Origin of the sequence: Kribbella sp. NPDC049174 (assembly GCF_043197365.1) — a bacterium.
GTDB lineage: Bacteria > Actinomycetota > Actinomycetes > Propionibacteriales > Kribbellaceae > Kribbella.
Window position 1 is genome coordinate 1 of sequence record NZ_JBICSZ010000008.1, and the last position, 12,350, is coordinate 12,350.

The 12,350-nt window shown below is 68.3% G+C and carries 13 protein-coding genes; 5 read left to right on the forward strand and 8 right to left on the reverse strand.

The genetic code is table 11. The features are described from left to right. Positions 1–97 precede the first annotated feature (97 nt). Positions 98–1,051 (reverse strand): ATP-binding cassette domain-containing protein, encoded by a 954-nt coding sequence (locus tag ACGFIF_RS31955; protein WP_393159740.1) that lies wholly within the window; start codon positions 1,049–1,051, stop codon positions 98–100. 96 nt (positions 1,052–1,147) lie between these two features. Here ACGFIF_RS31955 and ACGFIF_RS31960 point away from each other — a divergent pair, with 96 nt between their 5' ends. Further along, positions 1,148–1,915: a TetR/AcrR family transcriptional regulator gene (locus tag ACGFIF_RS31960; protein ID WP_393159742.1), complete on the forward strand. Its 768-nt coding sequence runs from the start codon at positions 1,148–1,150 to the stop codon at positions 1,913–1,915. Here ACGFIF_RS31960 and ACGFIF_RS31965 read toward each other — a convergent pair. Both ACGFIF_RS31965 and ACGFIF_RS31970 read right to left on the reverse strand, forming a co-directional pair. Beyond that, positions 1,912–2,514 (reverse strand): FMN reductase, encoded by a 603-nt coding sequence (locus ACGFIF_RS31965; RefSeq protein ID WP_393159744.1) that lies wholly within the window; start codon positions 2,512–2,514, stop codon positions 1,912–1,914. The two genes, ACGFIF_RS31960 and ACGFIF_RS31965, sit on opposite strands and share 4 nt — an antisense overlap. After that, entirely contained in the window at positions 2,511–3,623 is a 1,113-nt protein-coding gene (locus tag ACGFIF_RS31970; RefSeq protein WP_393159746.1) for an LLM class flavin-dependent oxidoreductase, read from the reverse strand. Before ACGFIF_RS31970 ends, ACGFIF_RS31965 begins: the two co-directional genes overlap by 4 nt. A gap of 193 nt (positions 3,624–3,816) precedes the next feature. Between ACGFIF_RS31970 and ACGFIF_RS31975 the strand changes: the two genes are divergently transcribed. Beyond that, positions 3,817–5,493, forward strand: a complete 1,677-nt coding sequence (locus tag ACGFIF_RS31975; protein WP_393159748.1) for a glycosyl hydrolase family 28-related protein — start codon at positions 3,817–3,819, stop codon at positions 5,491–5,493. Here ACGFIF_RS31975 and ACGFIF_RS31980 read toward each other — a convergent pair. Next, on the reverse strand, positions 5,474–5,818 hold the full coding sequence (locus ACGFIF_RS31980) for a tetratricopeptide repeat protein (protein WP_393159750.1): 345 nt from the start codon (positions 5,816–5,818) through the stop codon (positions 5,474–5,476). The genes ACGFIF_RS31975 and ACGFIF_RS31980 overlap by 20 nt on opposite strands. Before the next feature lie 82 nt (positions 5,819–5,900). Next, positions 5,901–6,776, reverse strand: coding sequence for an aldo/keto reductase (locus ACGFIF_RS31985; protein ID WP_393159752.1), 876 nt, complete (start codon positions 6,774–6,776; stop codon positions 5,901–5,903). 172 nt (positions 6,777–6,948) lie between these two features. Here ACGFIF_RS31985 and ACGFIF_RS31990 point away from each other — a divergent pair, with 172 nt between their 5' ends. Next, the gene (locus ACGFIF_RS31990) at positions 6,949–8,484 is read left to right on the forward strand and encodes an alkaline phosphatase D family protein (protein WP_393159754.1); all 1,536 of its coding nucleotides are present in this window, start codon (positions 6,949–6,951) and stop codon (positions 8,482–8,484) included. Beyond that, positions 8,485–9,306: a polysaccharide lyase family protein gene (locus ACGFIF_RS31995; protein ID WP_393159756.1), complete on the forward strand. Its 822-nt coding sequence runs from the start codon at positions 8,485–8,487 to the stop codon at positions 9,304–9,306. A gap of 38 nt (positions 9,307–9,344) precedes the next feature. On the opposite strand, the gene ACGFIF_RS32000 is transcribed toward ACGFIF_RS31995, so the two are convergent. Next, positions 9,345–9,470: a hypothetical protein gene (locus ACGFIF_RS32000; protein ID WP_393159758.1), complete on the reverse strand. Its 126-nt coding sequence runs from the start codon at positions 9,468–9,470 to the stop codon at positions 9,345–9,347. 137 nt (positions 9,471–9,607) lie between these two features. Here ACGFIF_RS32000 and ACGFIF_RS32005 point away from each other — a divergent pair, with 137 nt between their 5' ends. Beyond that, entirely contained in the window at positions 9,608–10,090 is a 483-nt protein-coding gene (locus ACGFIF_RS32005) for a GNAT family N-acetyltransferase (protein ID WP_393159760.1), read from the forward strand. A 3-nt stretch (positions 10,091–10,093) separates the two neighbouring features. On the opposite strand, the gene ACGFIF_RS32010 is transcribed toward ACGFIF_RS32005, so the two are convergent. Together ACGFIF_RS32010 and ACGFIF_RS32015 are read right to left on the reverse strand one after the other, a co-directional pair. Continuing rightward, positions 10,094–11,527, reverse strand: a complete 1,434-nt coding sequence (locus tag ACGFIF_RS32010; RefSeq protein ID WP_393159763.1) for a diguanylate cyclase domain-containing protein — start codon at positions 11,525–11,527, stop codon at positions 10,094–10,096. Positions 11,528–11,597: 70 nt separating this feature from the next. Further along, positions 11,598–12,344, reverse strand: a complete 747-nt coding sequence (locus ACGFIF_RS32015; protein WP_393159765.1) for a sugar phosphate isomerase/epimerase family protein — start codon at positions 12,342–12,344, stop codon at positions 11,598–11,600. Positions 12,345–12,350 lie beyond the last annotated feature (6 nt).

The following is a 12,350-nucleotide window of genomic DNA, read 5'->3' on the forward strand; positions in this document are numbered from 1 at the left end:
GGCGTGCCAATATGCACAGCGACTGGAATGACGAGGGAAGGCCGGGAGCCAAGGCCCCATGACCACGCCGGCGCCGAAGGCCCGGCCAAAAGCACCGTCATGCCGCCACCCCCGGTCCGGTCAGGGACAGGAAGACCTCGTCCAGGGTCGGTCTGCGCAAGGTGATGTCCTCCGGTTCGATCTTTGCCTCGTGCAATGAATTGGCGATCGTCACCAGTGCCCGGGTGCGGTCCTTCACCGGCACACTGATCCGTACGTCGGTGACCCGGATCTCCCCGTCCGCCAGGGGTTCGGCCAACTCGACCACCCGCGACACGTCCCCGAGATCCGCCAGCACCAGGTCCAGCCAGTCCGACCCGAGCCGGGTCTTCAGCTCGTCCGGGGTGCCCTCGGCGACGACCACCCCCTCCTTGAGCATCGAGATCCGGTTCGCCAGCTGATCCGCCTCCTCCAGGTACTGCGTGGTCAGCAGCACCGTCGTCCCGCCGTCGACGAGTTGCCGGATGGCGGACCACACCTCGAGCCGGCCGGCCGGGTCCAGCCCAGTGGTCGGCTCGTCCACGAACAGCACCGACGGCGCCACGATCAGGCTCGCGGCCAGGTCGAGCCGCCGCCGCATCCCGCCGGAGTACTTCGTCACCGCCTGGTTCGCCGCCTCGGTCAGGCTGAACCGCTCGAGCAGTTCGTCCGCCCGGCGTACCGAGGCCGCGTGGCCCAGGTGGTTCAGCCGGCCGAACATCACCAGGTTCTGCCGGCCGGTCAGTACTTCGTCGACCGCCGCGTACTGGCCGACCAGTCCGATCCGGCGCCGGACCTCCTTGCCCTGGCGGTGTACGTCGTACCCCGCGACCGTCGCCGTACCGGAATCCAGTTCGAGCAGTGTGGACAGGATCCGCACCGCTGTCGTCTTGCCGGCGCCGTTGGGGCCGAGGAGCCCCGTCACGGTGCCGGCGGTGACCTCCAGGTCGAAGCCGTTCAGCCCCGCCCCCTCGGTGCCGCCTTTGTAGTTCTTCCGTACGCCGACGGCCTCGATCACACGTTCCGTAGTCACTTCCCACCTCTCGCCGGGGTTGAACCGTAGAGTGTACCGTACACTGTACGACTCAGGTACGATCGGGTCAACGACGAGCGGTTGGAGTTTGTTCCCTTGAGTCCGAAGAAGGCGGTCGCGCCCGATCCGGCGCGCAGTCTGGCGCTGTTGTGGGGCAGTCACACGAAGGCGGGCCGGTCCGGCCTGACGGTGCGTTCGATCGTCGACACCGCGATCGAGCTGGCCGACGCGAACGGGCTCGAGGCGGTCTCGATGCGGATGGTGGCCGAGCAGCTGAAGGTCGGCACGATGTCGCTCTACACGCACGTCCCGGGCAAGGGTGAGCTGACCGACCTGATGTTCGACAGCGTGTACGGCGACCTGTACGCCGACGTCGACGAGCCGGCCCGGCAGTCGGGCGGCTGGCGTGGTGCGCTGGAGTTCATCGCCCAGCGCAACTGGGACGTGCTCACCAAGCACCCGTGGATCCACGAGGTCCCGACGATGCGGAACGCGCTCGGTCCCAACATCACGCTGAAGTACGAGGCCGAGCTCCGTCCGCTGGACGGCCTCGGCCTGACCGATGTCGAGATGGACTCGGCGCTGACTCTCGTCCTCACCCACGTCCACGGCACCGCCCGTGCCGGTGCCGAGCAGCTCCGCACCCAGCGCGACACGGGCCTGTCCGATCAGGAATGGTGGCGAGAGATCTCCCCGACCCTGACCCACGTCATGGCCGGTGCGGCCGACCGCTTCCCGGTGGCCGGCCGCGTAGGCACCTCGGTCGGCGAACACTTCCAGTCTGTCATCGACCCGGCCCACGCCCTCTCGTTCGGCCTGACCCGAATCCTCGACGGCATCTCGTTGCTGATCGACGAGCGTTAGCCGTTGAGCAGATCCTCGAACGGGGTGGGGTTCTCGTAGGGGTCGGCCTGCGTCGGCGTCTCGTGGTGGAGGGTCGCCACCAGCTCGGTCGCGGCCTGCGCGATCCGGGTACGGAGCTTGGTCGCGCCGGTGCCCCAGTCGGTGGAGGCGGCGTACACACCGGTCGGGACGGGGAGCGCCTTCAGATAGGCGAACAGGGGGCGAAGGGCGAAGTCGAGCACCAGGGAGTGGCGTTCGGTGCCGCCGGTCGCACCCAGCAGGACCGGCTTGCCGGCTAGCGCCTTGTCGTCGAGGACGTCGAAGAACATCTTGAACAGCCCGCTGTACGACGCACTGAACGTCGGCGTCACCGCGATCACAGCGTCAGCCCGAGTGACCGTGTCGAGCACCTTGCTGAGCTCCTCGGACGGGAAACCGGTGAGCAGGTTGTTCGTCAGGTCGTGCGCGTAGTCGCGCACCTCGATGGTCTCGACCCGCGACGCGATCCCGCGACCGGACAACTCGTCCCGGACGGCGGCCGCCAGCTGGTCGGCGAGCAGCCGGGACGACGAAGGTGTCGTCAGCCCGGCCGTCACCACGGCGATCAGACGCTCGCTCATACCGTCGGCTCCTCGATGGTCTCCAGGTCATGGGCCCGCTCGGCCGCGGCCTTCAGTGAAGCGTGCGTCGGCGCGTCCGGCACGTGCGCAGGCTTCTTCGCCGCGAACTCCTTGCGCAGCACCGGAACGACCTCGGACCCGAGGATGTCCAGCTGCTCCAGCACGGTCTTCAACGGCAGTCCGGCGTGGTCCATCAGGAACAGCTGCCGCTGGTAGTCACCGAAGTGCTCCCGGAACGTCAGCGTCCGCTCGATCACCTGCTGCGGGCTCCCGACCGTCAGTGGGGTCTCCCGGCTGAAGTCCTCCAGCGACGGGCCGTGCCCGTACACCGGCGCGTTGTCGAAGTACGGCCGGAACTCCCGGACCGCGTCCTGCGAGTTCTTCCGCATGAAGACCTGACCGCCGAGCCCGACGATCGCCTGGTCCGCGGCGCCGTGCCCGTAGTGCTCGAACCGGCTGCGGTAGAGCTCGATCATCCGCTTGGTGTGGGTGACCGGCCAGAAGATGTTGTTGTGGAAGAAGCCGTCACCGTAGTACGCCGCCTGCTCGGCGATCTCGGGCGACCGGATCGACCCGTGCCAGACGAACGGCGGTACGCCGTCCAGCGGCCGAGGTGTCGCGGTGAAGCCCTGCAACGGGGTCCGGAACTTGCCCTCCCAGTCGACCACGTCCTCGCGCCAGAGCCGGCGCAGCAGGGCGTAGTTCTCCACCGCGAGCCCGATGCCGTTGCGGATGTCCTGGCCGAACCACGGGTACACCGGTCCGGTGTTGCCGCGACCCATCATCAGGTCGACCCGGCCGTCGGCCAGGTGCTGCAGCATCGCGTAGTCCTCGGCGATCTTCACCGGGTCGTTCGTGGTGATCAGGGTGGTCGCGGTGGACAGGATCAGCTTCGACGTCTTCGCCGCGATGAACCCGAGCTGCGTGGTCGGGGAGGACGGCACGAACGGCGGGTTGTGGTGCTCACCCTGGGCGAACACGTCCAGGCCGACCTCCTCCGCCTTCAGCGCGATCGTCACCATCGCCTTGATCCGCTCGGCCTCGCTGACGGTCCGGCCGGTGGTCGGGTCCTCGGTCACATCACCGACGCTGAACACACCGAACTGCATCCTGTCCTCCTCCAAAACCTTGGTAGTTCACAATTAAACTACCTTTGCACCGCACAACGCCAATCCATGGTCCGTCATTCCCAGCTCTTGTCAGCGCGGGTCCGCGTGGTGAAACTAGGTCCCGCCACGCGAAACCGTCGACCGGCCGAAGCACCCGCACCAGAAGCCGCCTCACCGCCCCGAGGAGCGTTCCATGCAGCATCGCCTGACCCGCCGCCTCTTGCTCGGCAGTGCCGCCGCCATCCCCGCGACCACCTTCCTCAACCGATCGGCCAACGCGGGGAGCCCGCCCGCGGCCGGCCCGCCCGACCTCTCGACCCGGCTCCTCTCCGAGTGGGCCGAGGCTCCTGGTGCTCACCCCCTGATCCCCGACCTCTCGCACGCCGGTTACCGCGGCGGCTCGCGACCACGCCGTCCGCGGGTGGTCGCGAATGTCACCGACTTCGGTGCCCGCCCCGGCAGCCCCGACGACTGCGCCGGCGCCTTCAACAGAGCAGTGGAGTACGCCGGAACACGCGGCGGCGGCACGGTCGTCGTACCGCCCGGGGTCTACCGGCTCGACTCGCCGGTGTGGATCCACTGGTCCGGCGTCGTACTGACAGGCTCCGGCCGGGAGCGCACGATCCTGCACTTCACCCGGCCGATCGAGCAGAGCTACCGGCCGAACCTGCAGTCGACCGGTAACAGCCGATGGTCCTGGACCGGTGGGCAGATCTGGGTGATCGCCCCCGAACGGAAGGCTCGCTCCGAGGCCGAGGACTTCGCCTCGACCGAAGGTTGGCTGCTCGGCGAGACGTTGGCCGAGGTCGGGTCCGCATCGCGTGGTCAGCGGACGGTGGTCGTGTCGTCGACCGAGCACCTCACGGCCGGCGACATCGTCGTACTGGAGACCGACAATCCGGCGGATGCCGGCGTACTGCGGCATCTGGCCGGGGACGTGCCCGGGACGCGGGAGTACGACTGGCCGGTGAAGGCGCCGCAGCTCACGACCGGATCGGGTGGACAGTACGTGCAGTACGCGACGCTCCAGTGGCCGGTGCGGATCGCGGAGGTGCTCGGCGACCGGCTGGTGGGGTTGGCGCAGCCCTTGCGGTACGACCTTCGGCCAAGCTGGCCGTCGCGGCTGCGGGAGATCGGGCCGACCGTGCACGACGTCGGCGTGGAGTCGCTGACGATCCGGAACGAGTTGCGGCCGATGACCGCGCACAACAAGCACCCGGGCTCGAACGGCCTGTGTTTCCAGGCGGTTCACGACTGCTGGGCGGACGACGTCCGGGTGGAGAACTGCGATCTCGGGTTCGGGTTCACCACGACCAAAGCGGTGACGCTGACGAACGTGGTGGTCGGCGGACGATCCGCGCACCACAGCTTCGCGTGCCGGATGCAGTCTCACGACAACCTGGTCGACGGCTTCGAGATCGAGCCGTTCTCGGTGCCGCTGCCGACCGGCGCGCTGCATCACGGGCTCAACCTGGAGGGCCTGTCGGCCGGCAACGTCTGGCGGCGCGGACGGATGGCCGAGGGGACGTTCGACACGCACCGGGCGATGCCGTTCGAGAACGCCCGGACGGACATCACCCTGGTCAACAACGGCCGCGTCGGCGGCTCGGCCGCCTCCGGACCACTCTTCGGCGCGCGGATCGCGCACTGGAACATCCGGATCACCTCCGGCAGTCCGTACGCGATCCACCTCGCCGACGTCGCTCCGCGCAGCATCACCGTCGGCCTCCAAGGCCTGACCGGGAACGCCAGCGGCCTACCCCGAGACTTCCAAGGCGACCTCGAGAACGGCACCTACCTACTGGGCCAACGCCCGGCCGTTGCCGACCTGTACTCCGCCCAACGCCAACTCAGACGCGATGGGGCTTGAGCAACTCGTCGTCACCGGTGAGCGCCGCCGCGATCCGGCGGTGCTTGCCGGCCTCGTCACCGCGCGACAACCGCTCGAGCGTCCGCGCCAGCATCAGGTGCGCGTAGTACTCGGTCGGCTCCCGCTCGATCACCTCGAGCAAGTGCTCCTCGGCAGGCTTCAGCAACGCCGCGTGGTAGTAGGCCCGAGCCAGCAACAACCGCGTGCCGACGTCGTCAGGCGTTTCCTCCACCACCGGCAGCAGCGCCCGGATCGCTCCCCGATAGTCCCGCTCATCGAAGTACTGCTGCCCAAGCCCATAGCTCAACGCCCGCAGGTCTTCCACGGGGAACCTCCTGTCTGTCGGGGACATGACAGGAACGCCCCGGCACACGGAGCTATTCCGTGGGCCGGGGCGCCGGTGCGGATCAGGCTGCGTCGAGAGTGGCTACCTGGTCGGCGGTGAGCTCGAGGTCGAGGGCGGCGTACGAGTCGAGGATGGTTTCCGGGCGGCTGGAGCCTGGGATGGGGATGACGTGCGGGGACTTGGCCAGCATCCAGGCCAGGGTCAGGCGCTGCGGGCTGACGCCCAGCTCGGCGGCGAGTTCGTGGAAGGCGGGGTGCTTCGCGCCGAGCTCGCCGGCGTTGGAGATGCCGCCGAGCGGCGACCAGGGCAGGAACGCGATGCCGAGCTTGTCGCAGAACTCGAGCTCGGGTTCGCTGGAGCGGAAGGCGGGTGAGAACTGGTTCTGCACCGAGACGAGCCGGCCGCCGAGGATCTCGTTGGCCTGCTGGATCTGGGCCGGGTTCGCGTTCGAGATGCCGGCCATCCGGATCTTGCCCGCGTCGAGCAGGTCGCGGATCGCGCCGATCGAGTCCTCGTACGGCGTGTTCGGGTCCGGCCGGTGGAACTGGTACAGCCCGATCGCCTCGACCCCGAGCCGCTTCAGCGAGGCGTCCGCTGCCTCCTTCAGGTGCACCGGTGAACCGTCGAGCGTCCACCGCCCGTCACCCGGCCGCAGGTGCCCGCCCTTGGTCGCGACCAGGACGCCGGACGTGTCACCGCCGTACGACGCCAGCGCCTTGGCGATCAGGGTCTCGTTGTGACCGACGTCCGTCGCGGTCAGGTGGTACGCGTCGGCCGTGTCGATCAGGGTGATCCCGGCGTCGAGGGCGGCGTGGATGGTCGCGATCGACCGCGCCTCGTCCGGCCGGCCCTCGATCGACATCGGCATCGCGCCGAGCCCGATCCCACTGACCTCGACCTCGCCGATCCGCCGCGTCTTCTTCGTCTGAGCTGCCATGGGTTCAAGCCTTGCGCGCCGCCACTCAGACTTCCAACAGGAATCTTCGCAGACACCAAGTACTCCGGTTGCTGAATCTTTGGCGACTTCCAGTCAATCACTGACATTACGGACGGGACATACGTAAGAATGTGACGCAAGTCAGCTCTCCCCCTGTCGAAGGAGTCCGCCCGTGCCTCCACCCACATCACGTCGTACCTTTCTCCATCTCACCGGCCTGAGTGCTGCGAGCGTCGCGCTGGGCGTCTCAGCGCCGGCGAGTGCTGATGCCACGCCGGGACGTCCGATCCCGTCCGGTGCGTTCGCGCTCGGTGTCGCCTCGGGTGATCCGCGGCCCGATGGGTTCGTCCTCTGGACCCGGTTGGCGCCGACCCCGCTGGCCGCCGACGGTCATGGTGGGATGCGTGCCGACCACGTGCCCGTGCAGTACGAGGTGGCCGAGGACAGCGGGTTCAAGCGCGTCGTCCGGCGCGGGCTCGCGATCGCCACGCCGGAGTTGGCGCACGCCGTACACCCCGAGGTGCGTGGGTTGCGGCCCGAACGTGAGTACTTCTACCGCTTCCGCGTCGGCAACGAGCTCAGTCCGGTCGGCCGGACCAAGACGCTGCCGGTGCACGGCTCGCGGTTCAGCTTCGCCACCGCGTCCTGCCAGGCCTGGTACCACGGCTACTTCCCGGCGTACCGGGACATCGCCCGCCGCGCACCCGATGCGGTGTTCTTCCTCGGCGACTACATCTACGAGTACGGCATCGTTGCTGGCGGCAACCTCTGGCGCGAGGGCGTGTCGGTCGGTCCCGAGCACGGGGTGGAGATCGAGACGCTGGAGCAGTACCGGTTGCGGTACAGCCTCTTCAAGACCGACCCGGACCTGCAAGCCGCGCATGCGGTCGCACCGTGGCTGAACGTCTGGGACGACCACGAGGTGCAGAACAACTACGGTGCGGACAACTCGATCTACGGGATCCCACCGGAGTTGTTCGTCCACCGCCGGGCCGTCGCCTACCGGGCGTTCTACGAGAACCTGCCGATCGGGTTCGGCAGTCTGCCGAAGGGACCCGACACCCAGGTCTATCGACGGTACGACGTCGGCTCGCTGGCGCGACTCAACCTGCTCGACAACCGGCAGTATCGCGACCCGGTTCCGGTCGACGAGGCCGATCGGGTGTCCGAGAAACGCACCATCCTGGGTGCCAAGCAGGAGCAGTGGCTGTACGACGGACTGCGGCGTTCACCCGCGACCTGGAACGTCCTGGCCGGCGGTGTCGTCCTCACCGCGATCACCGACGACCGGATCGAGCAGTGGGACGGCTACCCGGCGAACCGGCGCCGACTGCTGACGGCGATGCAGGAGGCCGCCGGGCCGTCGGTGATGCTCACTGGTGACATCCACCGGCACGTCGCATCCGAGCTGAAGGCGGACTTCGCGGACCCGGCGTCGCCGACGATCGGGGTGGAGTTGGTGTGCTCGTCCATCGGGTCCGACGGGGACGGCGCCGACACGGATCAGTACGCGAAGGACTGGCTCCAGCATCCGTACGTGAAGTTCTACAACGCCCGGCGCGGCTACGTGCACACGACGCTGACCCGGTCCGAGCTGACCGCCGAGTTCGTCAACTTCCCGTACATCGAGGCGGACGCGAACGCCGAGGCCCGCGTGGTCGCGTCGTTCCGCTCGCCGGTCGACTCTCCCCGTCTGGAGGCCCTGTAAATGAATCGTCCTCCTGCCATCACCGAGCTGACCGGCAGCGGTCAGCTCGGCACCATCACGCTCGACTGGAAACCGGTGTCGTGGGCAACGGTCGTCGACCACTACGCCGTCTACGTCCTGGCCGACGGCTCCTACGAACTGGCGGGCAAGACCGTCTATCCGCACTTCGTCCATCGTGGACTGGGCTTCACCGGTGTCACCAGGTCCTATCGCGTCGTCACGGTCGATGCCGCAGGCAACCGGTCGAGGCCGTCGGCAACAGTTGCCGCGACCAACCTGACGTCGGTCACCGTCTCGGGGACCTCGCTCGCGCGGGTCGGCGAGTTCGACGGCAAGGGCTCGGAGTTGGCCCTGTCGCCGGGCGGCTACGCCAGCTATCCGACGCGGTTCCCGTCGGATGTCGACTTCACGTTCGGTACGTCGACGCCGTCGGCCGACTGGTCGTACCTGCTGCCGGGGCCGGCCGACAAGTGGGCCGGGTCGAAGAACCACCGGGCGACGTTCCGGTTCGATCTGGCCGCCGTACCGGCGCAGGATCTCGACCTGGCGTTGTGGCTGATCGACAGTCACGCCAGCCTCGCCGGCACGGCCCTCCTCACCGTCAACGGCACCGAGGTCGGCCGGCTGACGTTCGCGAACGGCGCCACCAAGGGGTCGACGATCGCCGACAGCACCTACCCGGGATCGCCGCTCAAGCCGTCGTACCTGGAGAAGCCGTTGTCGCGGGCCCTCTTCAAGGAAGGGCCGAACGTGATCGAGTTGTTCAAGGACAACGGTTCCTGGATCGCGTACGACGCTCTCGGCATCTACGCGCGGAAGTGAAGGGGAGGACCCCGGGGCGCCCGGGGTCCTCACCTCTGTCAGGACGCGTGGACGTGAGGGTTGCGGTCCTCGACGACGTACGACGCCCGGGTGGTGATCGGGGCGCCGGGGGTGGTGACGTAGGGGACGACGCGATAGTCGGAGCGCCACTGCTTCCGGTTCACGGTGACGCGGACGTAGCCGCGCTGGGCGTTGAAGAACTTCAGGTGCGGGTTGGCGGCCAGGAACTGCTGCCCCCTCGTGTGTCGGGCGGGGAGGATGCCAGCTTCCGGCGCTTGGTGTCCTGAGAGTTAATGGTCCAATGCAGACTGACGAACGAGTACGCCGGGCGCGACCGGACGACGTACCGGCGCTGGTGGAACTGGTCTATGGCCTGGCGGAGTACGAACGAGCCCCCGACGAGTGCAGGCTCACCGCGGAACAACTGCAGACCGCGCTGTTCGGCGAGTCGCCCAAGGTCTTCTGCCACGTCGCCGAACACGAGGGCGTGGTGGCCGGCTGCGCCATCTGGTTCCTCAGCTTCTCCACCTGGCGCGGTGTCCACGGCATCTACCTGGAAGACCTCTTCGTCCGCCCCGAAACCCGCGGCGCCGGCCTCGGCAAAGCACTCCTGACCGCCCTGGCCCAGGAATGCGTCCGCAACAACTACGAACGCCTCGAATGGTCCGTCCTCGACTGGAACACCCCCGCCATTGACTTCTACCAGTCCCTGGGCGCCCATCCCCAAGACGAATGGACCACCTACCGCCTCACCGACGAACCCCTCACCCGCCTGGGCTCCTGAGCTTCAGTTGCGGCGTTGTTTGGACTCGTACATGGCCTGGTCGGCGGTGTGGAGGAGGGTGTCCAGGTCGGTGGTTTCGGGCGTGATGGGGGCGGTCCCGATGCTGGTGGTGACCTGGACGGTGATGTCGGGGAGGGGGCGGCTGACGGCGGACTCCAGGCGGCTGATCAGGGTGGCCAGGTCGTCGTCGGCGATGTCCTCGGCGAGGATGGCGAACTCGTCGCCGCCGAGGCGGGCGACGGTGTCGCCGTGGCGGACCTCGCGCGCCAGCCGCTCGGCGATCTCGCGGAGGGCCCGGTCGCCGGCCTCGTGACCGTAGCCGTCGTTGACCAGTTTGAAGTGGTTCAGGTCGCAGAACAGCAAGGCACCGCGGCGGCCGGAAGCGCGGGTCCGCTCGAGTGCCGCGGCGAAACGGTGCTGGAGCAGCCGGCGGTTCGGCAGGCCGGTCAGCGGATCGTGCGCCGCGTGATGGCGGAGTTCGCGTTCGGCGTCCTTGCGGGCGGTCACGTCGTCGATCTGGACCAGCAGGATCCGTGGTTGACCGGCGCCGACGATGGCCGCCGTACCGCCGAGCCAGATCTCGTTGCCGCTGGGCTGGGAGAAGATCCGCTCGAACCGGTACGTCGCGTTGCCGGCGGCGACCTTCTCGAGCTCCCGCCGGGACTGGTCGGGCTCCTCGTCGCGGAGGAAGTCCACCAGCAGGGCACCGATCAGCTGGTCGGCGGTATACCCGGTGATCCGGCAGAAGGCGTCGTTGACCCGCAGGATCCGGCCCGCCTCCGGCCCGTCGAACGCGATCGTCGCCATCCCGTTCCCGGCGCCTTCGAACACCATCCGGAACGTGGTCTCGCTGGCCTCGAGCCGTGACTTCTCGGCCAGCAATTGATCCGTCAACCGGGCCTTGTCGATCGCCAGCCCAGCCTGCGTGGCGAAGATCTCCAGCAGTTCCCGGTGGATCGGCCCCGGCCGTCGCTGGTCCTCGGGCAGGTCGACGGACAGCATCCCGACCAGCTCACCGTCCGACGAGTACAGCGGCGCGAACAGAGCGTCGAGCGGGTGCCAGGCGGCCGGGTCGTCCGACACCGGTACGTCGGGCACCCAGCCGATCACCTCGCCCTCCGGCAGCCGCTCGTGCGGCACGAACCGCAGCCGGCCCCACTCGTCGGCGATCGCGAACTCGGCATCGAAGATGTCCGCCGCGCTCACCGTGCCGAGCAGGGCCTCGCGGGCCTCGGGTGACCCGGCGACCGCGATCACCTCGAACTTCCCGTCCGGCGCGCGCAGGTTCACCACCGCGATCCCGAACCCGAGTCCGTCCACGACGCCGTCGGCGACCGCCTGCATGGTCTCGGCCAGGCTCCGCCCAGCGCCCATCCGGGCGCTCACTTCGTAGAGGCGGCGAACGGCAGTCAACCGAACAGTGGGTTCGTTCTGCACGCGTCGAGCTTAGGCCGATCTCACCCGCGGTGAGCAGTTGTAATCAGGGCTGATCCGGTTAAGGGTTTGCTCAGAACCGGAGATCGGACAAACCGCGGTAACTGCGTTCGGCTGATGCCCAGGCGTCCGTCGGCTTGTCGTGCTCGACCAGCCACTGCTCGACACCACCGTTCTCGGCGTACGCGAACATGCCGGCGAAATCGAGCGTGCCGGCGCCGACGTCCTCCCACGACCCGTCCGCGGCCATGTCCTTGACGTGCAACGCGGGGAATCGTCCGGGGTGGTCTCGGAAGTAGTCCACCGGGTCCTTGCCGCCGTTCACCACCCAGTACAGATCCAGCTCGAAGCCGAGCAGTTCGGGATCGACGTCCAGCAGGATGTCGAACAGCACCGTCCCGTCGACCTCGTCGAAGTCGCGTCCGTGGTTGTGGAACAGCAACTTCAGCCCGGCGTCCCGAGCCGCCTTGCCGGCCTCGGTGAACGCGGCGGCCGCCGTCCGGAACCCCTCCACGGAGTGCAGCTCGGACGGGATCGACGGTACGACGGCCCACTTCCCGCCCAGCGTCTGTACGTCGGCCAGCGCGCCGGCCCAGTCGTCGGCGAGCCGGTCGTACTTCACGTGCTCCAGCACGATCGACAGCCCGGCCTCGTCCGCGAACGAGCGGATCTTGTCCGCGGAGTGGCCGAACCGCCCACTCACGCCGACGGTCCGGTACCCGATGCCGGCCAGCCGCTTCAGTGTCCCTGGATAGTCCTCGGCCAGTACATCCCGCATCGTGTAAAGGTGCATTCCGATGCCGTCGGCGGGAATAGTCATACAGGC

Bases quoted from the DNA above. Each gene is read 5' to 3' on its own strand.
- ACGFIF_RS31965 (WP_393159744.1), bottom strand. From the start codon at position 2,514: ATGAGCGAGCGTCTGATCGCCGTGGTGACGGCCGGGCTGACGACACCT.
- ACGFIF_RS31970 (WP_393159746.1), bottom strand. From the start codon at position 3,623: ATGCAGTTCGGTGTGTTCAGCGTCGGTGATGTGACCGAGGACCCGACC.
- ACGFIF_RS31975 (WP_393159748.1), top strand. From the start codon at position 3,817: ATGCAGCATCGCCTGACCCGCCGCCTCTTGCTCGGCAGTGCCGCCGCC.
- ACGFIF_RS31985 (WP_393159752.1), bottom strand. From the start codon at position 6,776: ATGGCAGCTCAGACGAAGAAGACGCGGCGGATCGGCGAGGTCGAGGTC.
- ACGFIF_RS31995 (WP_393159756.1), top strand. From the start codon at position 8,485: ATGAATCGTCCTCCTGCCATCACCGAGCTGACCGGCAGCGGTCAGCTC.
- ACGFIF_RS32005 (WP_393159760.1), top strand. From the start codon at position 9,608: ATGCAGACTGACGAACGAGTACGCCGGGCGCGACCGGACGACGTACCG.
- ACGFIF_RS32015 (WP_393159765.1), bottom strand. From the start codon at position 12,344: ATGACTATTCCCGCCGACGGCATCGGAATGCACCTTTACACGATGCGG.